This is a genomic window from Rhodococcus sp. 27YEA6 (assembly GCF_044908235.1).
Taxonomy (GTDB): domain Bacteria; phylum Actinomycetota; class Actinomycetes; order Mycobacteriales; family Mycobacteriaceae; genus Rhodococcus_F; species Rhodococcus_F qingshengii.
The window spans coordinates 1-23,760 of the sequence record NZ_JBIYCY010000021.1 but is presented as its reverse complement, the minus strand read 5'-3'; the positions used below and the strand labels follow the sequence as shown (position 1 = coordinate 23,760).

At 62.1% G+C, this 23,760-nt stretch carries 21 protein-coding genes; 12 read left to right on the top strand and 9 right to left on the bottom strand.

What is annotated here, in order from left to right; translation table 11 throughout:
* Positions 1-29: 29 nt before the first annotated feature.
* A complete protein-coding gene (locus ABH939_RS30065) occupies positions 30-665 on the bottom strand; it encodes a TetR/AcrR family transcriptional regulator C-terminal domain-containing protein (RefSeq protein WP_404650607.1) in 636 nt (211 codons plus the stop codon).
* Positions 666-841: 176 nt separating this feature from the next.
* On the opposite strand from ABH939_RS30065, the gene ABH939_RS30060 reads away from it, so the two are divergent.
* From ABH939_RS30060 to ABH939_RS30010, 11 genes are all read left to right on the top strand, one after another.
* Entirely contained in the window at positions 842-1,822 is a 981-nt protein-coding gene (locus ABH939_RS30060; RefSeq protein WP_047270147.1) for a helix-turn-helix domain-containing protein, read from the top strand.
* Between the two features lie 204 nt (positions 1,823-2,026).
* Complete coding sequence (locus ABH939_RS30055; protein WP_050655939.1) at positions 2,027-3,088, top strand: phenylacetaldoxime dehydratase family protein; 1,062 nt, start codon at positions 2,027-2,029, stop codon at positions 3,086-3,088.
* Positions 3,089-3,203: 115 nt separating this feature from the next.
* Entirely contained in the window at positions 3,204-3,572 is a 369-nt protein-coding gene (locus ABH939_RS30050) for a helix-turn-helix transcriptional regulator (protein ID WP_007735244.1), read from the top strand.
* A gap of 44 nt (positions 3,573-3,616) precedes the next feature.
* The gene (locus tag ABH939_RS30045) at positions 3,617-5,023 is read left to right on the top strand and encodes a substrate-binding protein (protein WP_054187255.1); all 1,407 of its coding nucleotides are present in this window, start codon (positions 3,617-3,619) and stop codon (positions 5,021-5,023) included.
* Positions 5,024-5,137: 114 nt separating this feature from the next.
* On the top strand, positions 5,138-6,703 hold the full coding sequence (locus ABH939_RS30040; protein WP_404650606.1) for an amidase: 1,566 nt from the start codon (positions 5,138-5,140) through the stop codon (positions 6,701-6,703).
* Between the two features lie 73 nt (positions 6,704-6,776).
* A complete protein-coding gene (gene nthA, locus ABH939_RS30035; RefSeq protein WP_003946052.1) occupies positions 6,777-7,400 on the top strand; it encodes a nitrile hydratase subunit alpha in 624 nt (207 codons plus the stop codon).
* 26 nt (positions 7,401-7,426) lie between these two features.
* Complete coding sequence (gene nthB / locus ABH939_RS30030; protein WP_042450645.1) at positions 7,427-8,065, top strand: nitrile hydratase subunit beta; 639 nt, start codon at positions 7,427-7,429, stop codon at positions 8,063-8,065.
* A 98-nt stretch (positions 8,066-8,163) separates the two neighbouring features.
* Complete coding sequence (zigA, locus tag ABH939_RS30025) at positions 8,164-9,363, top strand: zinc metallochaperone GTPase ZigA (RefSeq protein ID WP_075835027.1); 1,200 nt, start codon at positions 8,164-8,166, stop codon at positions 9,361-9,363.
* A 31-nt stretch (positions 9,364-9,394) separates the two neighbouring features.
* Positions 9,395-10,309 (top strand): SMP-30/gluconolactonase/LRE family protein, encoded by a 915-nt coding sequence (locus ABH939_RS30020; protein WP_063315374.1) that lies wholly within the window; start codon positions 9,395-9,397, stop codon positions 10,307-10,309.
* Between the two features lie 151 nt (positions 10,310-10,460).
* The gene (locus ABH939_RS30015; RefSeq protein ID WP_003946057.1) at positions 10,461-12,278 is read left to right on the top strand and encodes an ABC transporter substrate-binding protein/permease; all 1,818 of its coding nucleotides are present in this window, start codon (positions 10,461-10,463) and stop codon (positions 12,276-12,278) included.
* Positions 12,279-12,282: 4 nt separating this feature from the next.
* Entirely contained in the window at positions 12,283-13,029 is a 747-nt protein-coding gene (locus tag ABH939_RS30010; RefSeq protein WP_003946070.1) for an amino acid ABC transporter ATP-binding protein, read from the top strand.
* Here ABH939_RS30010 and ABH939_RS30005 read toward each other — a convergent pair.
* The 7 genes from ABH939_RS30005 to ABH939_RS29975 all read right to left on the bottom strand — a co-directional run bounded on the left by ABH939_RS30005 (position 13,015) and on the right by ABH939_RS29975 (position 18,532).
* Entirely contained in the window at positions 13,015-14,208 is a 1,194-nt protein-coding gene (locus ABH939_RS30005) for an RNA polymerase sigma factor (protein WP_404650605.1), read from the bottom strand. The genes ABH939_RS30010 and ABH939_RS30005 overlap by 15 nt on opposite strands.
* An 8-nt stretch (positions 14,209-14,216) precedes the next feature.
* Complete coding sequence (locus ABH939_RS30000; protein WP_338926780.1) at positions 14,217-14,624, bottom strand: YciI family protein; 408 nt, start codon at positions 14,622-14,624, stop codon at positions 14,217-14,219.
* Positions 14,625-14,776: 152 nt separating this feature from the next.
* Positions 14,777-15,391 (bottom strand): response regulator transcription factor, encoded by a 615-nt coding sequence (locus ABH939_RS29995; RefSeq protein WP_003946002.1) that lies wholly within the window; start codon positions 15,389-15,391, stop codon positions 14,777-14,779.
* On the bottom strand, positions 15,388-16,530 hold the full coding sequence (locus ABH939_RS29990; RefSeq protein ID WP_054782137.1) for a sensor histidine kinase: 1,143 nt from the start codon (positions 16,528-16,530) through the stop codon (positions 15,388-15,390). Before ABH939_RS29990 ends, ABH939_RS29995 begins: the two co-directional genes overlap by 4 nt.
* Before the next feature lie 42 nt (positions 16,531-16,572).
* Positions 16,573-17,364 carry an ABC transporter permease gene (locus ABH939_RS29985; RefSeq protein ID WP_003946064.1) on the bottom strand — a complete coding sequence of 264 codons (792 nt, stop codon included), beginning with the start codon at positions 17,362-17,364 and terminating at the stop codon, positions 16,573-16,575.
* Positions 17,361-18,299, bottom strand: coding sequence for an ABC transporter ATP-binding protein (locus ABH939_RS29980; protein WP_218696004.1), 939 nt, complete (start codon positions 18,297-18,299; stop codon positions 17,361-17,363). The genes ABH939_RS29985 and ABH939_RS29980 overlap by 4 nt, the downstream gene beginning before the upstream one ends.
* Positions 18,296-18,532 carry a hypothetical protein gene (locus tag ABH939_RS29975; protein ID WP_225320212.1) on the bottom strand — a complete coding sequence of 79 codons (237 nt, stop codon included), beginning with the start codon at positions 18,530-18,532 and terminating at the stop codon, positions 18,296-18,298. The genes ABH939_RS29980 and ABH939_RS29975 overlap by 4 nt, the downstream gene beginning before the upstream one ends.
* Before the next feature lie 234 nt (positions 18,533-18,766).
* Between ABH939_RS29975 and ABH939_RS29970 the strand changes: the two genes are divergently transcribed.
* The gene (locus ABH939_RS29970; RefSeq protein WP_404650604.1) at positions 18,767-20,848 is read left to right on the top strand and encodes a PhoX family protein; all 2,082 of its coding nucleotides are present in this window, start codon (positions 18,767-18,769) and stop codon (positions 20,846-20,848) included.
* 78 nt (positions 20,849-20,926) lie between these two features.
* Here the strand turns inward: ABH939_RS29970 and ABH939_RS29965 are convergent.
* A partial coding sequence (locus ABH939_RS29965) for an isopeptide-forming domain-containing fimbrial protein (RefSeq protein ID WP_404650603.1) occupies positions 20,927-23,760 on the bottom strand: 2,834 nt, incomplete at its 5' end.

Sequence of the window (23,760 nt, the reverse complement as noted above, 5' to 3'; positions counted from 1 at the left end):
CTTGTCGGAGAATCACGCTCGAAGAGAGTTCATTCCATCGAGCTGTTGAGTACGGCGTCGGGTATCTGGAGGGTGGCGAAGATGACGGCAACCGCCTCCTCGAGGGAGTAGCCGAAGCTCTCGCCGGTGGCAGTCTTCTGGATGACGAGGCCGAAGATCGCAGACCAGAAGGCCTTGGACTCGACGTCGATGCCCGCGCGCAGCTGCCAGCCGGTGCGGATCAAGGTACGGAGGAGGGCGGTTTTGCCCGAGGAGTGCAGAGTGCGAAGCGTTTCGGAGATCAGGTCGCGGAGTTCACCACGACGACCCGTCATCATCATCGCTTCCACGAAGAGTTCGACGCTGGGAGCGCCCGAGCCCAGGAGGGATCCGACCAGCTTCTCGGTGTAATCGCCGACCGTGTCGGCGTCGGCGGCATCGACCTCGGCACGCTTGCCTGCGCGCAGAACGGCCGCGCACGCCACCTCGACGAAGAGCTTTTCTTTGGAGCCGTAGTAGTAGGTCACCTGGTTGGGATGGGCGCCGGCGGCCGTGCAGATCTGCGCGATGGAGACGCTGTCGCCGTGCTCGAGGAACAGCTCGGTTGCGGCGTTGAACAGCGCCATGCGCGTCTGCTTGCCCGACTCACGCGTCGCGCGCGCTGCGGGAACTGCCTCGGTGGCCATCACGAACTCCTACTTGTTTGTACGACAAACAATAACTCGGCGTTGTTTGTATGGCAAACAATTTCTTCCCGACGCGATGACATGTCGACTTCTATCGACATGTCTGATGTGCGGGATTACTCTCTGAACATCGAGCACCCGAGAACTTCGGCTTTTCTGCGAGGAGGCGCCCTGCAATGCTCGCGCGATCCGGCTTCTCCCTGCCCACACGCACGACTCTCACGGGCGACTGGGCAGATTTGTTGCGCGAGCATTTTGTCGCGCTCGACGTATCCGATATCGGAGACGGCGATCGATTCAGCGGGGCCGTCCACTCGGCCCAACTCGCACACGTTCGGGTATCCGCAGTTCAATCGATGGAACAACGAATAGTCCGTAGCAACAGCCTCATCAAAAGCGACGGCGCGGACTATCTGCAGATCGGGATGATCCGCCGCGGTAGCGCGGTAGTGCGCCAAGACGACCGCGAATGCGTCCTGCGACGTGGCGACTACGTCCTGTACGACACCACGCGCCCCTTCGATTGGCAGATCGAGGGACACGCACACGACGGCATCTGGGGACTCGAGGTGTTCACCTGGCCACGGTCGTACCTGTCGCTCAGCGACGCGGAGGTCACGAGCCTGACCGCCATCGCCTTCGACGGACACGCGGGCCTGAGTGGCCTGCTCGGTCGCTTTCTTCACGATCTTGCCTCCGTCCGCATGACGTCCGACGCAAGCGGAGACGAAGAGGAAGTCGTCAACGAGATCGGCAACCTGGTCAAGTCCGTTCTTCACACAACTGCGCGACCGATCACCTCGCGGCGAACCAGCCTCTACGAATCCGCCCTGTCGGTCATAGACGCCCGCATCGCAGACCCGGCCCTGTCTCCGGTGGACATCGCGGGATCGGTCAAAGTCTCCATTCGGCAGTTGCACCGAGCCTTCGCCGAACACGGCACGACGGTGTCACGGTCGATTCGCAGCCGTCGACTCGACGGTTGCCGTCGTGAGATCGTGCAACGACACGGAGTAGAGCGGTCGCTGACCCAGATTTCTCACCGCTGGGGATTCACCGACCTGGCCGCCTTCAGTCGAGCCTTCAAGGCGGAATTCGGGATCAGCCCGCGGCGGTACCGGTCGCAAGCAGCGGCCCCCACAAGTACTACCCGCTGATCTGTAACATCTTCGGACACTTACCCATTGAACATGGTGTTCAAAATTTTCTGTCGCCGAAGCGTATCCACAATTCTTGGCACGGTAGGCCAAGCATCGGGCGCTGACGGCCAAGTTTGCTCGGCTGAGCGGGCGTAGATTTTCGGCACGGCGTTGCCAAGTGCCAGGCACCCGATTCGACCACCTACATCACAGGGAGCACTCATGGAATCTGCAATCGGCGAACACCTTCAATGCCCGCGCACTCTGACCAGGCGGGTCCCGGATACCTATACGCCACCGTTTCCCATGTGGGTCGGGCGCGCAGACGACACATTGCACCAGGTCGTGATGGGCTATCTCGGCGTGCAGTTCCGCGGCGAGGATCAGCGCCCGGCAGCACTGCGGGCGATGCGGGATATCGTCGCCGGCTTCGACTTGCCGGACGGACCGGCACACCACGATCTCACCCATCACATCGACAACCAGGGCTACGAGAACCTGATCGTGGTCGGTTACTGGAAAGATGTTTCTTCCCAACATCGTTGGAGCACATCACCTCCAGTGTCCTCCTGGTGGGAGTCCGAAGACCGCCTGTCGGACGGATTGGGGTTCTTCCGCGAGATCGTGGCACCGAGAGCCGAACAATTCGAAACGCTCTACGCGTTCCAAGACGACCTCCCCGGGGTGGGAGCTGTCATGGACGGTGTCAGCGGCGAAATCAACGAGCACGGCTACTGGGGTTCGATGCGCGAGCGGTTTCCGATCTCCCAAACCGACTGGATGCAGGCCTCGGGCGAACTGCGGGTCGTCGCCGGTGACCCCGCCGTAGGTGGACGCGTAGTAGTGCGGGGACACGACAACATCGCACTGATCAGGTCCGGGCAGGACTGGGCCGACGCGGAAGCAGACGAGCGCAGCCTCTACCTGGACGAAATCCTGCCCACTCTTCAATCGGGCATGGACTTCCTCCGCGACAACGGCTCGGCCGTCGGGTGCTACAGCAACCGATTCGTACGCAATATCGACATCGACGGAAACTTCCTCGACTTGAGCTACAACATCGGCCACTGGGCCTCCCTCGACCAACTCGAACGGTGGTCGGAATCCCACCCGACCCATCTACGGATCTTCACGACGTTCTTCCGGGTGGCCGAGGGCCTGTCGAAATTGCGTCTCTACCATGAGGTCTCGGTATTCGATGCCGCCGATCAGCTCTACGAGTACATCAATTGCCATCCCGGGACCGGAATGCTGCGCGACGCGGTGATCACCGCCGAGCACTGACCGAAGTCGCCGGCAATCTTCGGCCACATTCTTTCCCTCGGAGGCAACTCGAGATATGTTGACGGGTGTCGACATATCTCAGTAGAGACCATCGAGGAAGCGCGGACAGCAGACAGTGACTACTCAACGAAACGAAGAGTTGGCGTTTGCTGTGCTGGCCGACCAAGTGCGTCGACAGATTCTCGACACGCTGGCTACACACGGCGAGTGCAACGCGGGCTTCATCAGCGATCAAATTTCGACGGTCGGTCGCACCACGGTATCCACACATCTCAAGGCGCTGCGGTTGTCCGGCGTGATCGTCGAACGGCGTCAAGGACGTCATCGCCTGTTCTCGATAGATCCATCGGGGCCCGCCAACGATGCACTCCAGTTCCTGCGCGACGTCCTCGGGCGAGCGCTGGAAGCAGGTTCGAACGCCTCCGAGTTGCCGGCCACTGCGACTGAGGATTCAGACGTCGCATCGGTGCGTCGCCGAGCGTGAGGCCTTGTTGAGCCCCAGCACCTATTTCAGGCAGGAAGTAGAACGTGCCAGGTCTCTCCGTAACGGCACAGATCGTAACGACCGACCCACCAGGGTCAGCCTTCGAGCGCCTCGAAACGGGGCAACTGCTCGAACTCGAATGTGAGCAACTGACGGTCGGGGCCGCTGCCGCCATCTCCCTTCCCGTCGGCGACGGCGCACGCGCAGATCCAGTCGGAATGCCGATCACGCTGTTGGGATACGTCGCCGGCGTGAAGCGGGGCCGATCGGTCGTGATCGTGCACCACCAACCGTGGCGCGGCCGCCTGACGATCCGGTTCTTTCCCGACGGCGCCGGGACCCGGATCGTTCTCGAGTCCAGCCTCGATCAGGACGGCATTTCCTGGCTTGCCAACAAGCGCGGATTCGCTCCACCCGAACCTCCGCGTTCCGACCGACATCGGATCGGGCTGCTGGTCAGCAAATCCGGCCCGGCAGCTGTATTCGCCCAGGCGACAGAAACACTCGCAGCCCTGGCCGTGGAAGAAATCAATGCCGACGGCGGCATCGGCGGCGTTCTCGTCGACTTGGTGATCGGCGATGACGCTTCCGACTCGGCGGCCGGAGCGGCGACCGCACTGCGATTGGTGAAAAGCGGATGTCGCGCCGTTTTCGCGTGCGTGACATCGTCGACCTTCAATGCCGCTGCATCTGCATTGCAGAACACCGGTGTGCTGTTGGTGCACACAGTTCTCAACGAGGGAGGTCGATCGCGTCCGGGAGTCCTTCGATTGGGTGAGCGACCACTCGACCAGACGCGAGCAGGTATACCCGCAATGATGTCCGAGACCGGTTCTCGCACTTGGTTCCTGGTCGGCCAGCAGTATTCGTGGTCGTTCGGAGCGCATTGGGCGGCCCGGCGTGTGATCGCCGAATCCACAGGTTCGGTGGCCGGCGAAGTCTACGTACCGTTGGGGACAACCGACTTCTCACGCATCATCGAGTCGATAGCCGACTCCGGGGCCGAACTGATTCTTTCCACCCTGGTGGGCCATGACGAGGTCTTCTTCGAACGACAATGCGCCCAGCACGGACTGCGGGCCACCACGCGGACGTTTGCATTGGTCCTCGACGAGGCCACTCAGCAGCTCATCGGCAATTCCGATGCCGACGGAGTCTGGGCGGCATTCGGCTACTTTCAATCCGCAGCCGGCGATCACGACCTCGAAAAGCGATACAGCGCGAGCTCGAACGAACTCCTGCCTCCGCTCAGTTCCCTGTCGGAGACAACATACGAAGCGATCGTCGCTTACGCACGCGCAGTCGAACGAACGTCGGCAGGCGATCCGGAAACAGTACTTCGGCAGCTTGTCACGACATCGAAAAGCTCTACGAACAACGGCGTTCCACTGCATCGACCGATTCTGCTCGCTGAATCACGCCGTGGGCGCCTGTACCCCCGCTCTCTCTGAGCGCGCGTAACCCGAACTTAACGAGTCAATATGTCGATACCTATTGACGCAATTATGGATCCGGCCCTAGTCTGAAAGACAAGTGAAGCCGATCACATCAGGAGCACACTTCTCATGGCGACAATCCGACCTGACGACAATGCAATAGACACCGCCGCAAGGCATTACGGCATCACTTTCGACCAGTCAGCCCGGCTCGAGTGGCCGGCACTGATCGACGGAGCACTGGGCTCCTACGACGTCGTCGACCAGTTGTACGCCGACGAGGCAACCCCGCCGACCACGTCACGTGAGCACACGGTGCCAACAGCGAGCGAAAATCCCTTGAGCGCTTGGTATGTGACCACAAGCATCCCGCCGACGTCGGACGGCGTCCTGACCGGCCGACGCGTGGCGATCAAGGACAACGTGACCGTGGCCGGAGTTCCGATGATGAACGGGTCTCGGACAGTAGAGGGGTTCACTCCGTCTCGCGACGCGACTGTGGTCACTCGACTACTGGCGGCCGGTGCAACCGTCGCGGGCAAAGCTGTGTGTGAGGACCTGTGTTTCTCCGGTTCGAGCTTCACACCGGCAAGCGGACCGGTCCGCAATCCATGGGACCCACAACGTGAAGCAGGTGGATCATCCGGTGGCAGTGCGGCTCTCGTCGCAAACGGTGACGTCGATTTTGCCATCGGCGGGGATCAGGGCGGATCGATCCGGATCCCGGCGGCATTCTGCGGCGTCGTCGGACACAAGCCGACGTTCGGGCTCGTCCCGTATACCGGGGCATTTCCCATCGAGCGAACAATCGACCATCTCGGCCCGATCACACGCACGGTCCACGATGCCGCACTGATGCTCTCGGTCATCGCCGGTCGCGACGGTAACGACCCACGCCAAGCCGACAGCGTCGAAGCAGGTGACTATCTGTCCACCCTCGACTCCGATGTGGATGGTCTGCGAATCGGGATCGTTCGAGAAGGTTTCGGGCACGCGGTCTCACAGCCCGAGGTCGACGACGCAGTCCGCGCAGCGGCACACAGTCTGTCCGAAATCGGTTGCACGGTAGAGGAAGTAAACATCCCGTGGCACCTACATGCTTTCCACATCTGGAACGTGATCGCCACGGACGGTGGTGCCTACCAGATGTTGGACGGCAACGGATACGGCATGAACGCCGAAGGTTTGTACGATCCGGAACTGATGGCACACTTTGCTTCTCGACGCCTTCAGCACGCCGACGCTCTGTCCGAAACCGTCAAACTGGTGGCTCTGACCGGCCACCACGGCATCACCACCCTCGGCGGCGCGAGCTACGGCAAAGCCCGGAACCTCGTACCGCTCGCCCGTGCCGCCTACGACACTGCCTTGAGACAATTCGACGTCCTGGTGATGCCCACACTGCCCTACGTCGCATCCGAACTACCGGCGAAGGACGTGGATCGTGCAACCTTCATCACGAAGGCTCTCGGGATGATCGCCAACACAGCACCGTTCGACGTGACCGGACATCCGTCCCTGTCCGTTCCCGCCGGCCTGGTGAACGGGCTTCCGGTCGGAATGATGATCACCGGCAAGACCTTCGACGATGCGACGGTCCTCCGGGTCGGGCGCGCATTCGAAAAGCTTCGCGGCGCGTTTCCGACGCCTGCCGACCACATCTCCGACTCTGCACCACAACTCAGCCTCACCTAGTTCTGTATCCGCACTTGCACAACAAATTCCACCGATTCACACATGATCAGCCCGCATAGAAAAGGTGAACCAGATGTCAGTAACGATCGACCACACAACGGAGAACGCCGCACCGGCCCAGGCGCCGGTCTCCGACCGGGCGTGGGCCCTGTTCCGCGCACTCGACGGTAAGGGATTGGTACCCGACGGTTACGTCGAGGGATGGAAGAAGACCTTCGAGGAGGACTTCAGTCCAAGGCGCGGAGCGGAATTGGTCGCGCGGGCGTGGACCGACCCCGATTTCCGGCAACTGCTTCTCACCGACGGTACCGCCGCGGTTGCCCAGTACGGATATCTGGGCCCCCAGGGCGAATACATCGTGGCAGTCGAAGACACCCCGACCCTCAAGAACGTGATCGTGTGCTCGCTGTGTTCATGCACCGCGTGGCCCATTCTCGGCCTGCCCCCTACCTGGTACAAGAGTTTCGAATACCGTGCGCGAGTGGTGCGTGAGCCACGGAAGGTTCTCTCCGAGATGGGAACCGAGATCGCGTCGGACGTCGAGATCCGCGTCTACGACACCACCGCCGAAACTCGCTACATGGTTCTCCCGCAACGTCCCGCAGGCACCGAAGGCTGGAGCCAGGAACAACTGCAGGAAATCGTCACCAAGGACTGCCTGATCGGCGTCGCAGTCCCGCAGGTCCCCACCGTCTGATCACCCCGACAAGAAAGAAGCACACCATGGATGGAGTACACGATCTTGCCGGAGTTCAAGGCTTCGGCAAAGTCCCGCATACCGTCAACGCCGACATCGGCCCCACCTTCCACGCCGAGTGGGAACACCTGCCGTACAGCCTGATGTTCGCCGGTGTCGCCGAACTCGGGGCATTCAGCGTCGACGAAGTTCGATACGTCGTCGAGCGGATGGAACCACGCCACTACATGATGACCCCGTACTACGAGAGGTACGTCATCGGCGTCGCGACACTGATGGTCGAAAAGGGAATCCTGACGCAGGAAGAACTCGAAAGCCTTGCAGGGGGACCGTTCCCACTGTCGCGGCCCAGCGAATCCGAAGGGCGTCCGGCACCCGTCGAGACGACCACCTTCGAAATCGGTCAGCGAGTACGCGTGCGCGACGAGTACGTTCCGGGGCATATTCGAATGCCTGCGTACTGCCGCGGACGAGTGGGAACCATCTCTCATCGGACTAGCGAGAAGTGGCCGTTTCCCGACGCAATCGGCCACGGGCGCAACGACGCCGGCGAAGAACCGACGTACCACGTGAAGTTCGCCGCCGAGGAATTGTTCGGTAGCGACACCGACGGCGGCAGCGTCGTAGTCGACCTTTTCGAGGGTTACCTCGAGCCTGCGGCCTGATCGTCCAACATTCCGGGCGGCGGTCACGCGATCACAGCGTTTCGCGTGACCGCCGCCTGATCACAGCAATTCTCTCATTCGGAAGGACACTGGAAATCATGGTCGACACACGACTTCCGGTCACGGTGCTGTCAGGTTTCCTGGGCGCCGGGAAGACGACACTACTCAACGAGATCCTGCGAAATCGAGAGGGTCGGCGGGTCGCGGTGATCGTCAACGACATGAGCGAAATCAACATCGACAGTGCAGAAGTCGAGCGTGAGATCTCGCTCAGTCGCTCCGAGGAGAAACTGGTCGAGATGACGAACGGCTGCATCTGCTGCACTCTGCGAGAGGATCTTCTCTCCGAGATCAGTGCCTTGGCCGCCGATGGCCGATTCGACTACCTACTCATCGAATCTTCGGGCATCTCCGAACCGCTTCCCGTCGCAGAGACGTTCACATTCATCGATACCGACGGCCACGCCCTCGCCGACGTCGCCCGACTCGACACCATGGTCACCGTCGTCGACGGCCACAGTTTTCTGCGCGACTACACGGCTGGGGGCCGCGTCGAAGCCGATGCCCCGGAAGACGAACGAGACATCGCGGATCTGCTTGTCGATCAGATCGAATTTGCCGACGTCATCCTGGTGAGCAAGGCCGATCTCGTCTCGCACCAGCACCTGGTCGAATTGACCGCAGTCCTGCGCTCTTTGAACGCATCCGCTGCGATAGTTCCGATGACGCTCGGTCGCATCCCACTCGACACGATTCTCGACACCGGTTTGTTCTCACTCGAAAAGGCTGCACAGGCCCCCGGATGGTTACAAGAACTCCAAGGTGAACACATCCCCGAAACCGAGGAGTACGGAATCGGTTCGGTGGTGTACCGCGAGCGCGCACCCTTCCACCCCCAACGGCTGCATGATTTCCTCAGCAGCGAGTGGACCAACGGAAAGTTACTTCGGGCCAAGGGCTACTACTGGAATGCCGGCCGGTTCACCGAGATCGGGAGTATTTCTCAGGCCGGTCATCTCATTCGCCACGGATACGTCGGCCGTTGGTGGAAGTTTCTACCCCGTGACGAGTGGCCGGCCGACGATTACCGTCGTGACGGAATCCTCGACAAGTGGGAAGAACCCGTCGGAGACTGCCGACAAGAACTCGTCTTCATCGGCCAAGCCATCGACCCGTCTCGACTGCACCGAGAACTCGACGCGTGTCTACTCACCACAGCCGAGATCGAACTCGGGCCAGACGTGTGGACCACCTGGAGCGACCCCCTGGGCGTCGGCTATACCGACCAGACCGTTTGATATTGGTCCGGTTTGCCGTAAGTTGTGCGCAATGGGGGTATCACGCAACCGAACTCGGGCGTTGTTGATCGTCGCGGCGATCGCAGCCGGGACCGTGGCCGCAGCTACGCCGGCGGGGGCCACCTGGACAGTCGCGCCGATGTGCGGCGAGTGGCGGGTCGAAACCGTAGCGCAAGGGTTGGAACAGCTCGAAAACCTCGAGCCCGATGACAACGGCGGGTTCTACCTCTCCGGCGAGTCGAAGATCTATCACGTCGACGCCGCAGGACAGGTACGAACTGTCCTCGACGACATGGCTGCCCCTGGCGGTTTGCAACTCGACGGTTCGAGGCTGTCCTTCCTCACCAGACAGGACGGCAAGCTGTGGCACCTGGACACCTCGACGGATCAGCTGTCCGCACCCGTCGACTTCGCGGGCAACGGCCTGCTCCGGCTTCCCGACGGCGATCTGCTGACCACGTGGGTCGGAACAGAAGGAGGTCCGCCAAAGGGCGTCTCGCGCTATCTGCACGACTCCGGAGCCGTCGTGCCCAATTGGTCGACAGTGCCGCGTTCGGAGGGACTCGCGCTCAGTCCGGATCATCGAGCCGTGTACACCGATGACCTGTTCACCGGTCAGATCATTCGAGTGCCCTTGGATACCCCTGACGCGTGGACAGTTGTAGCGACGGTCCCGAGCCTGATACCCGGCCTCGACGATCTGACCATGTCGCAGGATGGAATGCTCTACGCCGCTGCTCACGTCGAAGGCTCGATCTATCGCGTACACCCTGAAACCGGCACTTCCTGCGTCGTCGCTTCGGGTCTGTCGAGTGGGTGGAACGGGCCGAGTTCAGTGCGTATAGGACAGGACGGCGACGGCTGGGCGCTCTACGTCACCGGCTTCGACGGAACGCTGCGTCGCCTGGTACCTCCGTCGGGCGTCGAACTCGCACCCGTCCGCTGACGCCGATCTCTTCGGCACGAGATTCCCCGACCTGGCGATACTTAAAATCACGCTGATTTGAAGGCATGCCCGCAGCGCAACGGCCCCTTGTCCGAAAACTGTCAACAGTTCTACACGGAGAAATGGCTACCCTTAGGATTACGCTGCACGCATGTTTTCTTCCGTCGCAGCGAAGATCCGCCTGGTGGTGGCACTGCTCCTCACTGCCCTCCTGGCGCTGACTCTGTCATCGTGCTCGAGTGGCTCGGATTCGTCGGCAGCCCCCACAGACCTGTGTGCACCTCCAGGAGTGGGAGCTGCAACCGCGGCGCCCACCAATCTGGACGCGGCAGCGGGTGCGGGCGCCGAAGACCGCTACACCACGGCCACCGTCACCCCGGTCGATCAGATCGACACCTCGAAGCTGAATCTGATCAAACCCGGGGTCATCACGGTCGGCACGCTCGGTGACGCGCCCCCGAGCATCTGCGTCAACTCCGAGAATCAGTACACCGGATACGACAACGAGCTGCTGAAGGCCGTCGCGGACAAGCTGGGCCTGAAGGTCGAGTTCGTCGGCACCGAGTTCGCCGGGCTTCTCGCCCAGGTTGCCGGTCGACGCTTCGACGTCGGCTCGTCGTCCATCACCACCACGGACGACCGTCGCAACACCGTCGGCTTCACCAACGGTTACGACTTCGGATACTTCTCCCTCGTCGTGCCTAACGGCAGCCCGATCACCGGCTTCGGAGACCTGGATGCCTCCAAGCGCATCGGCGTCGTGCAGGGAACCGTGCAGGACGACTACGTCGTGAACACGCTCAAGCTCGATCCCGTGAAGTTTCCCGACTACGCCACGGCGTACGCGAACCTCAAGTCCGGACAGATCGACGCCTGGGTAGCTCCGTCTCAGCAGGCCGAAGGTGCAATCGCTCCCGGTGATCCGACCTCGATCATCCAGAACACCTTCTCGGTCAACAACTTCGTCGGCTGGGCGGTGAACAAGGAAAACCAGCCCCTGATCGACGCCCTCAACTCCGGCCTCGACGCAGTCATCGACGACGGAACCTGGTCTCAGCTGTACGCCGACTGGGTACCGCGCCAACTCCCTGAAGGCTGGAAGCCCGGATCCAAGGCCGCGGCCACTCCGGAACTGCCCGACTTCGCAGCCATTGCCGCAGAAAACGCAGCAAACGGCGACGGTGGCGATACCGCGTCGTACCAACCGAAGTCGACGCTCGAACAGCTCAAGGACACGTTCTTCGACTGGGATCTGTACAAGAAGGCATTCCCCGATCTCCTCAAGACCGGTCTTCCCAACACCCTGATCCTTGCGCTCGCGTCCGGCATCATCGGCACGATCCTCGGCATGCTGCTCGCTGTCGCCGGTATCTCGCGCACCCGTTGGCTGCGCTGGCCGGCCCGCGTCTACACCGACATCTTCCGTGGCCTGCCCGCAGTCGTCATCATCTTGATCATCGGGCTCGGCGTCGGACCGATCGTCAAGGGAATCACCGGTAGCAATCCGTACTGGCTCGGTGTCGCGGCGCTGTCACTGCTCGCGTCGGCATACATCGGTGAGATCTTCAGATCCGGAATCCAGAGCGTCGAGTCCGGACAGCTCGAGGCTTCACGTGCCCTCGGTTTCAGCTACCGAAAGTCCATGTCGCTGGTCGTCATCCCGCAGGGTGTACGACGCGTTCTGCCGGCGTTGATGAACCAGTTCATCTCGCTGATCAAGGACTCGTCGCTGATCTACTTCCTCGGTCTGCTCGTCACCCAGCGGGAACTCTTTGCCGTCGGACGTGATCTCAACGCCCAGACCGGCAGCCTGTCCCCGCTCGTTGCGGCAGGCTTGTTCTACCTTGCTCTGACCATCCCGCTGACGCACCTCGTCAACTACATCGACAACCGACTCCGGACCGGACGCGCCGACACTTCAGGCACGTTGGATCCGCTCGAGCAGGCCATCGTCGTGGAAAGGGGCTGAAGACATGACCACCAGCTCTGAACTGAAGTCCGTATCGCTCACCGGCAAGGACCTGCATCTGTCCTTCGGCACCAACAAGGTGCTTCGCGGCGTCAACCTGCACGTCGACGCCGGAAACACCGTCACCGTCATCGGGCCCTCCGGTTCGGGCAAGTCGACGCTCCTGCGCGTGCTGAACCGTCTGCACGAGCCCGAGCAGGGTGACGTGCTGCTCGACGGGAAGTCCGTCCTGAAGGACAACCCCGACGAGCTACGCCAGCGGATCGGCATGGTGTTCCAGCACTTCAACCTGTTCCCACACAAGACCGTCGCCGAGAACATCGCACTCGGGCCGAACAAGCTCAAGGGTTTGTCGAAGGAGCAAGCTCGGGCGCTCGCGCTCGAGCAGCTGGATCTGGTGGGGCTCAGGGAGAAGGCCGACTCGCGGCCCGGCAACCTTTCGGGTGGTCAGCAGCAGCGCGTCGCCATTGCCCGCGCCCTGGCGATGAAGCCCGAGGTCATGTTCTTCGACGAGGCGACATCAGCTCTCGACCCCGAACTGGTCAAGGGTGTTCTGGCATTGATGGCCGATCTCGCGAAGTCCGGCATGACCATGGTCGTCGTGACGCACGAAATGGGTTTCGCGCGTTCCGTTTCCGACAAGGTGCTGTTCATGGATCGCGGCGCCGTTGTCGAAACCGGTACTCCGGAACAGCTTTTCGACGATCCCGAGACAGATCGACTGCAGGCGTTCCTGTCACAGGTTCTCTAACCCAGGACGCTTCAGAGATCGACGGGCGTTGATCCTCGACGCCTGAAGCATCAGATGGTCACGTTCGGCGAGGTTGGATGCCTTGTGCGCTGCATCGGCATACAACCTCGCCGCCGTCTCCAGGTCTCCGTCGCGTTCACGCAGATAGGCCTCGACTGCGGCATGGCGTGGAAGTGAATCGTCCAGCGCTGCAAGAGCTGCCAATCCGGCGCGTGGTCCGTCTGCCTCGCCGACGGCCACCGCTCGGTTGAGCCGGACGATCGGGCTGTCGGTCAAGGCTGCGAGTTCGTCGTACCACTCCACGATCTGCACCCAGTCGGTCTCGTCTGCTGTGAGAGCGTCGGCATGGAGTGCAGCAATGGCGGCCTGGGCCTGGAACTCACCGAGCCGGTCGCGGGCGAGAGCTGACTGGAGGATTGCGACTCCTTCGGCAATCGAATCGGTGTCCCACCGGCTGCGATCCTGCTCGGCTAGCGGAACCAGACTGCCGTCCGCGGCAGTTCGCGCGGCTCGACGAGCGTGATGGAGCAGCATCAGTGCGAGCAACCCTGCGACTTCGGGGTGATCGATCGCGGCCGCCAACTGCCGGGTGAGCCGGATGGCCTCGGCAGCCAGGTCGACGTCGCCGGAGTACCCCTCGTTGAAGACCAGATAGAGGACACGCAGGACGGTGGCGACATCGCCGGGTTGCTCGAACCGGACGCCGGAGACCGTGCGCTTGGCTCGGCTGATGCGCTGAGCCATAGTCGCCTCGGGCACCAGGTAGGCCTGCGCAATCTGGCGGGTGGTCAGCCCGCCGACAGCGCGCAGCGTGAGTGCGACGGCGGACGACGGCGTCAACGACGGGTGCGCGCACAAAAAGTAGAGCTGGAGTGTGTCGTCCACGCCCGGCACCGACCCGCTGACCGGCCGCTCGCCTGGCTGCTCGCCTGGCTGCTCGTCAGCCCGAAGCTCCCGCCTGCGGCGAGCCGCATCCGACCGGATCCCGTCGAGGAACCGCCGCCAGGCCACCGTGACCAGCCAGCCCTTCGGGTCCCGCGGCGGGTTGTCCGGCCAGACCCTGACCGCCTCGAGCAGAGCGTCCTGCACGGCGTCCTCGGCCGACGCGAAATCTGCTCCGCGGCGGACGAGGATGCCGAGCACGCTCGGAGTCAGACTCCGAAGCAGGGCGTCGTCCATGACAGGTTTCAGTCCGTGATGGTCGGCGGCTCGGTCAGGAACGGGCGCAGTTCGAGCCATTCGTGAATCGGCTTCCCGCCTGCGCCGGGCGCGGCCGAAAGCTCGCCGGCCAATTGGACGGCACGGTCGTAGTTGTCGACGTCGATCACCATCCAGCCGGCAATGAGGTCCTTGGTTTCCGCGAACGGACCGTCGGTGACCGGCGGGCGACCCTCACCGTCGTACCGGACAAAAGTGCCCTCAGGAGCGAGAGCCTGACCGTCGACGAACTCGCCCGCCTTCTCGAGCCGATCCGCGAACTCCTGCATGTACTTCACGTGGGCAGTGATCTCGTCCGGCGTCCACTGGTCCATCGGCACGTCGTTGACTGCAGCCGGAGCGCCGCGGTAGTGCTTGAGCAGCAAGTACTTGGCCATCGTGAATCTCCTCTGTGTCGGTGCCACCCATTCTGGTCGCACTTCACTACAGGGACGAAGCAAGTCGGGGATTCTCGACATCGCGGGGCCTTCGGCCCTGTGCGCCTTTTTGGTAGTGCCCGCAACCAGAAAGGCGCACGGGGCCGGAGGCCCTAAATCCACCCCTGCCGGCGGGCGATCACTGCGGCTTCGTGCCGATTGGCTGCACCGAGTTTGGTGACAGCTGACGACAGATAGTTTCGGGTGGTACCCGCAGACAGGTGTGCCCGGGAAGCGATCTGCTCGATGGATGCTCCGTCGGCCGCGTACTCGAGTACGTCCGCTTCGCGCGGAGTAAGCGGTGAGTCGCCGGCGCCGATTGCCTCGGCAGCCAACGACGGATCGACGTACCGCCCGCCCGCGTGGACGCTGCGGACCACCTCGGCGAGCGTCGCCGCAGGCGTCGTCTTCGGCAGAAATCCTCGGACGCCTGCTGACAGTGCCTTCTTCAGATACCCGGGACGCCCGTGGCTCGTCACGATGATCGAGACGCACCCCGAGACCGTCTGCGCAATCTGTTGCGCCGTCTCGATGCCGTCGATACCTGCCATTTGAAGGTCGAGCACGGCTACGTCAGGTTGATGTTTTGCAGCAGCGACCACGGCATCCTCGCCGGATTCGGCTTCCGCGACGACAACGATGTCGTCCTCGAGCGACAACATCATGGCCAGAGCCGAGCGGATCAGGTTCTCGTCGTCGGCCAGCAGTACCTTGATCGGCTCGGTCACCGAGACTCCTTCGTTCGGGACGGAAAGTGGGCGGTGAGGGTGAAGCGATCTTCGTCCTGCACGGTTTCGACAATTCCTCCGACGGCGCCGACGCGCTCGCGCAATCCGTTCAGGCCGGTTCCGTTGTTCGGCTCTGCGATCCGTGCGCCGTCGTTGGCGATCACGACGCCGTCCGCGAACACTTCGATGCTGCAATTCTCGGCACTGGAGTGCCGGAGAATGTTGGTGACGCCTTCACGGACGACCCAGGCGGCAGCTTCGGCCAGTTCCACCGGCAGCTGATCTGCCGATCCACGTATCGCAGTGGAGATTCCGGCGGCCTCGAGCAGAGACTGCGCACCGGCCAGCTCGGACGCCAAGGCGATGGACCGGTATCCCCGAACCAACTCGCGCGCTTCGTCGAGTGAATCTTGCGCAAGTTCGCGTACTTCGTCCATCTGCGCGGCGGCACGATCGTCGCCGCGCCGTGAAAGAGTAGCTGCAAGTTCACTTTTCACCGCAATTGCAGACAGTGCCCGCCCGACGACGTCATGGAGATCGCGTGAAAATCGCAACCGTTCCTCGGCGACGGACAGAGCGGCAGCGGCTCCGCGTGCCTCGTCCAATTCGGTGACCATCCGCAGCAGCCACACCGACATGTAGACGGTCAGCCCCATGAAGGCGGCGACGATTCCGACGGACACGCCGCTTTCCGGACCCGCAAGCAGTCCCAGTACAACCCCGGCGGCCACCGAGCCCACGATCAGCCAGCGCAACGACGTCAACCCCGCAAGGGGCACGACAAGGATTGCCGCCAGCCAGAAGTACGGGCCGTTCTCGCCATTGCTTCCCAAGGCAATTCCCGCCGAGCAGAACGCCGACAACGTCATCACGGCAAGAGGAATCTGGACGGGCTTGGCCACGACTCCGCCCAGATCAGGCATCCGAGACACGGCGATGACGCACGCAACGGCACTGATTCCGAGGAAGACACCCGACAGGTACCGATCCGCAACGACCTCGGTGACCGCACCGAAGCCACCGAAAACCACTGCGACCATGATGAACGATTGCCGCGTGTAGAGGCGAACCTTGTCGACGTTCGACGCGGTTCGCCACGTCCGTCTCGGATTCCAGCGTCCGAAGTTCTGCGCGATCATGCCCACTACCTTCTCAGAGTTCTACGAACGCTTCTCAGAGTTCTACGAACGCGGTTCCCAGCGGAAGTGGACGTTCGCGATCAGAACCGAACCGACGATCCACGCCAGCATGACCAACAGCGGTTGCGCAGCCGAACCGAAGGTGTCGACAAATCCCGCTGCCGCACCGGGCGCATCGCCCAGATCAGCCAGTTCGCCAGTGGTCCGCCCCAGCCATCCGAGATTGAGAAGGTCCACTACTGCGGCCAGCGGAGTGAAATCGAGAATGCGAGCAACGTTGTCCGGCACGACATTCCTGATCGAGGACATACCTGCCGTCGCCAGAATCAGAATCGGCATGCAGGTGATCTGCGCCGCCTCTGCATTTCGCGTGACAGCCGAAGTGATCAACGCCAGCGCCGTGAAGAGCGCGGCGCCGCCGATCACCGCGACCAGCACCAGGACCGGATTGACCGGAGCACTACCGCCCAGAACCATCACGGCGATTCCGATCACCACCGTCAACAGGCCGGTGAGAACCCACGACGGCACTGCCGGGCCCGCGAGGATCTCGGCGTCGCTGCATTCCCCTGTCCGTAGTCGCTTGAGAACCAACTCGTCACGACGCGTCGCGTACACCGACAGGAGGTTGTAGAAGACCACGAACACGAGCAGGAAGAGTGCAAACACCTCGAGGCCTGCCGACACCGACTTGTCGGACAACCCGCCATCGCGCGACAGGTACAGCATCCCCACGGGAAAGATCAACGGGAGGACGATTGCGTTGAAGAGCAACAGTCGATTTCGTCCCAGGAGCGTGAACTCCGAACGAGACAGGGTTGCTATGCGGTTCATGCTGACGCTCCTTCGAGAGTTGCGTGATGATCGAATTGGTCTGCAATGGAGAGGAATACGGTCTCCAGGGATGCCGCGCGGGCATCCAGGCCGGTCAGCAGGATGTTGTTGTGCTGTGCCCACAGCAGCAGTTCCGTCAGCGTCTCCTGCACTGTGCGAGTGGTGATCACCACCAGATCGTTTTCGACGCGTACCTCCGCGCCGGCCAGGGCCGGGAGCGGAAGACCGGGACGGTGCAGTTTGATCTGGGCAGGATGATCCGCGACGACGTCCGCCACGGTTCCGCTGCGCACCACCGATCCTCGGTGCATGATCGCCAACTGGTCGCACAGGGACTCGGCTTCGTCCAGGTAATGCGTCGTCAACATGATGGTGACGCCCGACGCTTTCAAGTCAGCGATCAATTGCCAAGTGTTACGTCGACTTTCGGGATCCAAACCAGTAGTCGGCTCGTCGAGAAACAGGACGAGTGGCCGGCCGATGATCGCGCACGCCAGATCCAGTCGCCGCGCCTCACCTCCCGAGAGGAACTTCACGCGGGTATCACCACGGTCACGCATGTCCACGCGCTTGAGCACCTCGTCCACGGGCAGCGGATTCGAGCAGGTTCCGGCCCACATCGCCAAACTCTCACGAGCAGTCAGGTCTTGGGGCAAGCCACCCTTCTGAAGCATGATGCCAAGCGACGGGCGAATCTGCTTGCGGTTGCGCACCGGATCCATGCCCAGAACGCGCACCGTTCCGGCACTGGCTCGTGAAAGACCCTGAATCACTTCGAGGGTGGATGTCTTGCCGGCACCATTGGTTCCGAGGAGGCCGAACAGCTCGCCTTCCTGAACACTCAGATCCAGATTGCGAACAGCATCGAACGCCTCCTTACCGGAGCCGTAACGCCGCGACATTCCGACTACGTCGATCACGGGATCGCCCTTCATCGCTGCGCCTCCGCTCGGTTCCAGCCGCGCAGTCCGATCACGAATCGGATACCCGCATAGACAGCGAGAGCGGCAACAAGAATCCAGAACACGGGATTGGAGCCGATGATCACGAACAGCACTCCGATGATCGCGATATTCACGACGATCACAACAAGTTCGCGGCCCATCGTGGGTGCGGGTCCGATGTCCATCAGGTCCGTCAGGAGGCTTCCCTCATGTGGTTCTCTCATGCATCCAAGCTTCGCGGGAAGTCAGAGCCGAAAACAGTGCACAGCGTCATCACCTGCGGTGACACCGTCACGGATCAGCGATGACAAATGTCATGCGACGTCCCCGCGGGGACGCGTCGTAAACCGCGGGTAAGGGTCACCTCGTTGTTTTGCCGTTCATTTTTACGTTCCTTTACCCTTGCTTAGAGCTTCTACGGTTCCCGAAGTCCGTACATCGAATCTCGGGAGTTCACGGTGGCTATCAAGCCTTTGGCCTTGTTCGTCAAACACGACGGCGTGTCTGCGCGCGCGTCGATCACCTGCCAGTACAAGTGCGGAAACGCGTGCTCTCACGAGGTCCCCAACACCTCGGGCGGCGAGTACTTCCGCGACATCGCACGCACAGCGCTGAGTCGTCGCGGCTTGCTCCGGGGCAGCGGCATGGCAGTCCTCGCGGTGGGAGCGGGCAGCGCCCTCGTCGCGTGTTCGGACGAATCCGCAAGTGCGGAACCGGGAACCGGTTCGACGAGCGGCAGCAGCGGCGGATCGACACCAACGGGGACGAACTTCAGCGCTGTCGCGCCCAACAAGGAAGACAAGGTCACCGTCCCTGACGGATACGATCAAGCCGTCGTGATTCGCTGGGGTGACGCCGTTCTCGCCGGCGCCCCGGCTTTCGACTTCGACAAGCAGACTGCGGCAGCGCAGGAACTGCAGTTCGGATTCAACAACGACTTCGCCGGATTGCTCCCGGTCGACGGGCAGCCCAACACCTACCTACTCGTGGTCAATCACGAATACTCCACCGAGCCGGCGATGTTCCGCGGCTACGATGCGGAGAACCCGACCGAGGAGCAGTTCAAGATCGGCCTCGCCAGCCACGGACTGTCGGTCGTCCAGGTCAAGGGCGAATCCGACAACGGCAAGCTCGTACCGGAGATCGGATCGAACAACCGCCGCATCACCGGAACCACGGAATTTGTCGTGACCGGCCCCGCTGCAGGCAGCGACTTCCTCAAGACGAGTGCCGATCCCACGGGAACCAAAGTGCTCGGCACCCTCAACAATTGCGCCGGCGGCGTCACCCCCTGGGGCACAGTGCTTTCCGGCGAAGAGAACTTCAACCAGTACTTCGCGAACGCCGAGGGTGTCACCGATCCCACGGTCGCAGCGCGACTGAAGCGCTACGGTCTTGCCGGCGCCGCTTCCGAGCGCAAGTGGGAACGATTCGACAAGCGGTTCGATCTGGTCGCAGAACCCAACGAGGTCAACCGATTCGGATACGTCGTCGAGATCGATCCCTGGGATCCGTCGTCGACTCCGATCAAGCACACAGCGCTCGGACGTTTCAAGCACGAAGCCGCCACCATTTACATCACGTCGGACGGCACCGTCGTCGCCTACAGCGGCGACGACGAGCGCTTCGACTACATGTACAAGTTCGTCTCCAGCCGAAAGATGCAGGACGGCAAGAGTCAAGCAGCCATGCGCCACAACATGACTCTGCTCGACGCCGGAACACTGTACGTCGCAAAGCTCAGCGGAAACTCCGCCGGCGAGATCGACGGCAGCGGCAAACTTCCGTCGGACGGCACGTTCGACGGAACTGGCGAGTGGGTAGCCATCCTGCGCACCGGCGAAGACGGCAAGGGCGAATCGCTGGTAGACGGTATGAGCGCCGAAGAGGTCGCCGTCTTCACCCGCCAGGCCGGTGACAAGGTCGGGGCAACGAAGATGGATCGCCCCGAGGACTTCGAGGCAAACCCGAAGAGCGGCAAGGTTTACGTCGCACTGACCAACAACACCAAGCGCGGAGTCGACGGTGGCGCCGCGGCCGACGAGGCGAACCCGAGGAACAACAACAAGAACGGCCAGGTCCTCGAAATCACCGACGACCACGCCGGCACCACCTTCGGCTGGAATCTTCTTCTCGTCTGCGGAGATCCGGCCACAGCCGATACTTACTTCGGCGGGTTCGACAAGAGCAAGGTCAGCCCCATCTCATGCCCGGACAACCTTGCCTTCGACCCGCACGGCAATCTGTGGATCTCCACCGACGGCAACGCACTCAAGTCCAACGACGGGCTGTTCAGCGTTGTCCTCGAAGGCGAAAACCGCGGTGAGACAAAGCAGTTCCTCACCGTTCCCGTCGGCGCCGAAACCTGCGGCCCCATCGTGGACGAGAAGCGCGTCATCGTCTGCGTCCAGCACCCCGGCGAGACCGACGACGCCAGCATCGAAAGCCCCGCATCCCATTGGCCCGACGGTGGTTCCGCCCAGCCTCGCCCGTCGGTAGTTGCAGCCTGGAAGAAGGACGGATCTCGGCTCGGCTCGTAACACACATGAAAACGACGTGGGGCAGATCGCATACTCTGCGATCTGCCCCACGTCGTTTACCTCAGATTCTCAAGAGAATCAGTTGTCACCGTCCTCGCGACGCTTACGCGTCAGGAGAACAACACCCGTTCCCAGCGCCAGCAGCAGAACCAATCCACCTGCTGCGAGCAACCCGGTGTTCACGCCACTCTCACCAGCGCCACCACCCGAGTTGATCGTCCCGCCCTGAGGAGCAGACGGCTTCGGCTGACCCGGCTGACCCGGGTTTGCTGTCGGCGGCTTCGGCTGTCCCGGAACCGTGCTCGGAACCGGCTGACCCGGAACCGTCGGCGGTACGACGATCGGAGGCACAACGACGATCGGGGGAATGATGATCGTCGGTGTAACCGGCACCGTCGTGTTCGGAACCGTCGTGGTCGGCGGAACTGTCGTGACCGGCGGCGTTGTCGTCGGCGGCGTCGTTGTCGTCACGCCACACGGATCCACAATCTCTTCCGCGACAACTTCTTCTGTCGTGGTCTCCTCTGTGGTGGTCTCCTCCGCGGTGGTGGATTCCTCCGTACCGGTCACATCAGCGTCACCGGCAGTGATCGCGCTAGCCGTCGTCGTCGCAGCTGTTGTGGTCGGAACCATCCGCGTGGTCGTTGTCGGAGGCACACAGGGCTCCGTCGTGACCGGCGGCGTCGTGGTGGTCGTCGGCACCGTAGTGGTGGTCTCCGGCGGGTCTATCGGGTGTTCGGTGCAGAGAGCGTCGCCCGGGACACAGTCCACTGGCGGGTTCTCGCCACCAACCACCAGGTAGTTGTTCAGGACACCCGGAGTGAATCCGGGACCTGACAACGTTCCGATCTCAGGATTGACCTTGACGGTGTACGTCACTGTCGCGGTCTCGCCCTTGGCCAGCTTTCCGGTGACCGTGAAGACGTTGTCGACGACACCCGAAACAACCAGCGTGGAAGTGGTAGCCGGATCCTTCGTCATTACTGCATCGTCGAGAACATCGGTGAGATCGTCGTAGAAGCTGATCTCACCATCCGCGGTACCCACATTCTTGAACGTGAGCGTGTACGTGATCTCCTGGCCGCCAACCACACGGTTCGTGGTGGACGGAACAGAGGACTTCAGTACCTCGATCGCGGGTGTGCCATCCACCGGATGCTCGGTCGTCACCGGCGGAGGAGTGATCTCCGGACCGGTCGGCGGCTTCGCAGTACCGGTGACCTTGTTGTTGATCAGAACCCCGCCGGCAACACCATCGTTGATCTTCACCTGATAGGTCAGGACAACCGACTTACCGGCCTCGAGCACACCAGTCCACGAGAGCGTCGTCCCCGACAGGGTCGGAGCAGCACCGTCGACACCGTCAACAGTCGCCTTCAGCGAACCGTCCACCAACGTCGCGTTGTCGAGAACCTTCGACAGATCATCGGTCAACACCACCGGATCAAGAGTCGTGTTACCCGTGTTGGAACCGGTCACCGTATACGTGATCGTCTGACCCGCAGCAACATTGGTACCCGACGCCGGATCCGCAGCCTTCGCGACCGTGAACCCCGGAACCTTCACCGGGTGTTCGGTCGTCACCGGCGGAGGAGTGATCTCCGGACCCGTCGGCGGCTTCGCAGTACCGGTGACCTTGTTGTTGATCAGAACCCCGCCGGCAACACCGGCATTGATCTTCACCTGGTAGGTCAGAACAACCGACTTACCGGCTTCCAATCCACCGGTCCAGGTGAGCGTCGTACCCGACAGGGTCGGAGCAGTCCCGTCGACACCGTCGACCGTTGCTTTCAGCGAACCGTCCACCAACACCGCGTTGTCGAGAACCTTCGACAGATCATCGGTCAACACCACCGGATCAAGAGTCGTGTTACCCGTGTTCGCACCCGTCACCGTGTACGTGATCGTCTGACCCGCAGCAACATTGGTACCCGACACCGGATCAGCAGCCTTCGCAACCGTGAACCCCGGAACCTTCACCGGATGCGTCGTGCACAGCTGCGTCACCGGATCACACACCTCCGGAGGATCAACCGGCGGAGTCGTCCCCGGAACAACGAAGTTGAGCACCGTGTTGTCGGCATTCGCCGCAACGCGATCGGCATCAGCCTTGACCGTGACGGTGTACGTCACCGTCTTGCTCTCACCGGCCGCAAGGGATCCCGTCACCGAGAAACCATCCGTGCCGACCATCGCAGCAGTCAACGGAGCATCAGCACTCAAGCTGCCCGCAACCAGATCAGCATCATCGAGCAGACCACGCAGATCATCGAAGTGCGCGACCTCACCCGCACCGTTACCGGTATTCGAGAACGAAAGCGTGTACTTGATGTCCTGACCGGCAACAACATTCGAACCCGACACCGGATCAGAAGACTTCACCACAGCAATCTTCGGAGACAGAACCGGATGCTCCGTCGTCACCGGCGGAGGAGTGATCTCCGGACCCGTCGGCGGCTTCGCAGTACCGGTGACCTTGTTGTTGATCAGAACCCCGCCGGCAACACCGGCATTGATCTTCACCTGATAGGTCAGAACAACCGACTTACCGGCTTCCAATCCACCGGTCCAGGTGAGCGTCGTACCCGACAGGGTCGGAGCAGCACCGTCGACACCGTCGACCGTTGCTTTCAGCGAACCGTCCACCAACACCGCGTTGTCGAGAACCTTCGACAGATCATCGGTCAACACCACCGGATCAAGAGTCGTGTTACCCGTGTTCGCACCCGTCACCGTATACGTGATCGTCTGACCAGCAGCAACATTGGTACCCGACGCAGGATCGGCAGCCTTCGCGACCGTGAACCCCGGAACCTTCACCGGATGCGTCGTGCACAGCTGCGTCACCGGATCACACACCTCCGGAGGATCAACCGGCGGAGTCGTCCCCGGAACAACGAAGTTGTTCACGA

Coding starts and splice junctions, on each gene's coding strand:
- ABH939_RS30065 (WP_404650607.1), bottom strand. CDS start 665: ATGGCCACCGAGGCAGTTCCCGCAGCGCGCGCGACGCGTGAGTCGGGC.
- ABH939_RS30060 (WP_047270147.1), top strand. CDS start 842: ATGCTCGCGCGATCCGGCTTCTCCCTGCCCACACGCACGACTCTCACG.
- ABH939_RS30055 (WP_050655939.1), top strand. CDS start 2,027: ATGGAATCTGCAATCGGCGAACACCTTCAATGCCCGCGCACTCTGACC.
- ABH939_RS30040 (WP_404650606.1), top strand. CDS start 5,138: ATGGCGACAATCCGACCTGACGACAATGCAATAGACACCGCCGCAAGG.
- nthA (WP_003946052.1), top strand. CDS start 6,777: ATGTCAGTAACGATCGACCACACAACGGAGAACGCCGCACCGGCCCAG.
- nthB (WP_042450645.1), top strand. CDS start 7,427: ATGGATGGAGTACACGATCTTGCCGGAGTTCAAGGCTTCGGCAAAGTC.
- zigA (WP_075835027.1), top strand. CDS start 8,164: ATGGTCGACACACGACTTCCGGTCACGGTGCTGTCAGGTTTCCTGGGC.
- ABH939_RS30020 (WP_063315374.1), top strand. CDS start 9,395: ATGGGGGTATCACGCAACCGAACTCGGGCGTTGTTGATCGTCGCGGCG.
- ABH939_RS30015 (WP_003946057.1), top strand. CDS start 10,461: ATGTTTTCTTCCGTCGCAGCGAAGATCCGCCTGGTGGTGGCACTGCTC.
- ABH939_RS30010 (WP_003946070.1), top strand. CDS start 12,283: ATGACCACCAGCTCTGAACTGAAGTCCGTATCGCTCACCGGCAAGGAC.
- ABH939_RS30005 (WP_404650605.1), bottom strand. CDS start 14,208: ATGGACGACGCCCTGCTTCGGAGTCTGACTCCGAGCGTGCTCGGCATC.
- ABH939_RS30000 (WP_338926780.1), bottom strand. CDS start 14,624: ATGGCCAAGTACTTGCTGCTCAAGCACTACCGCGGCGCTCCGGCTGCA.
- ABH939_RS29990 (WP_054782137.1), bottom strand. CDS start 16,530: ATGATCGCGCAGAACTTCGGACGCTGGAATCCGAGACGGACGTGGCGA.
- ABH939_RS29985 (WP_003946064.1), bottom strand. CDS start 17,364: ATGAACCGCATAGCAACCCTGTCTCGTTCGGAGTTCACGCTCCTGGGA.
- ABH939_RS29980 (WP_218696004.1), bottom strand. CDS start 18,299: ATGAAGGGCGATCCCGTGATCGACGTAGTCGGAATGTCGCGGCGTTAC.
- ABH939_RS29975 (WP_225320212.1), bottom strand. CDS start 18,532: ATGAGAGAACCACATGAGGGAAGCCTCCTGACGGACCTGATGGACATC.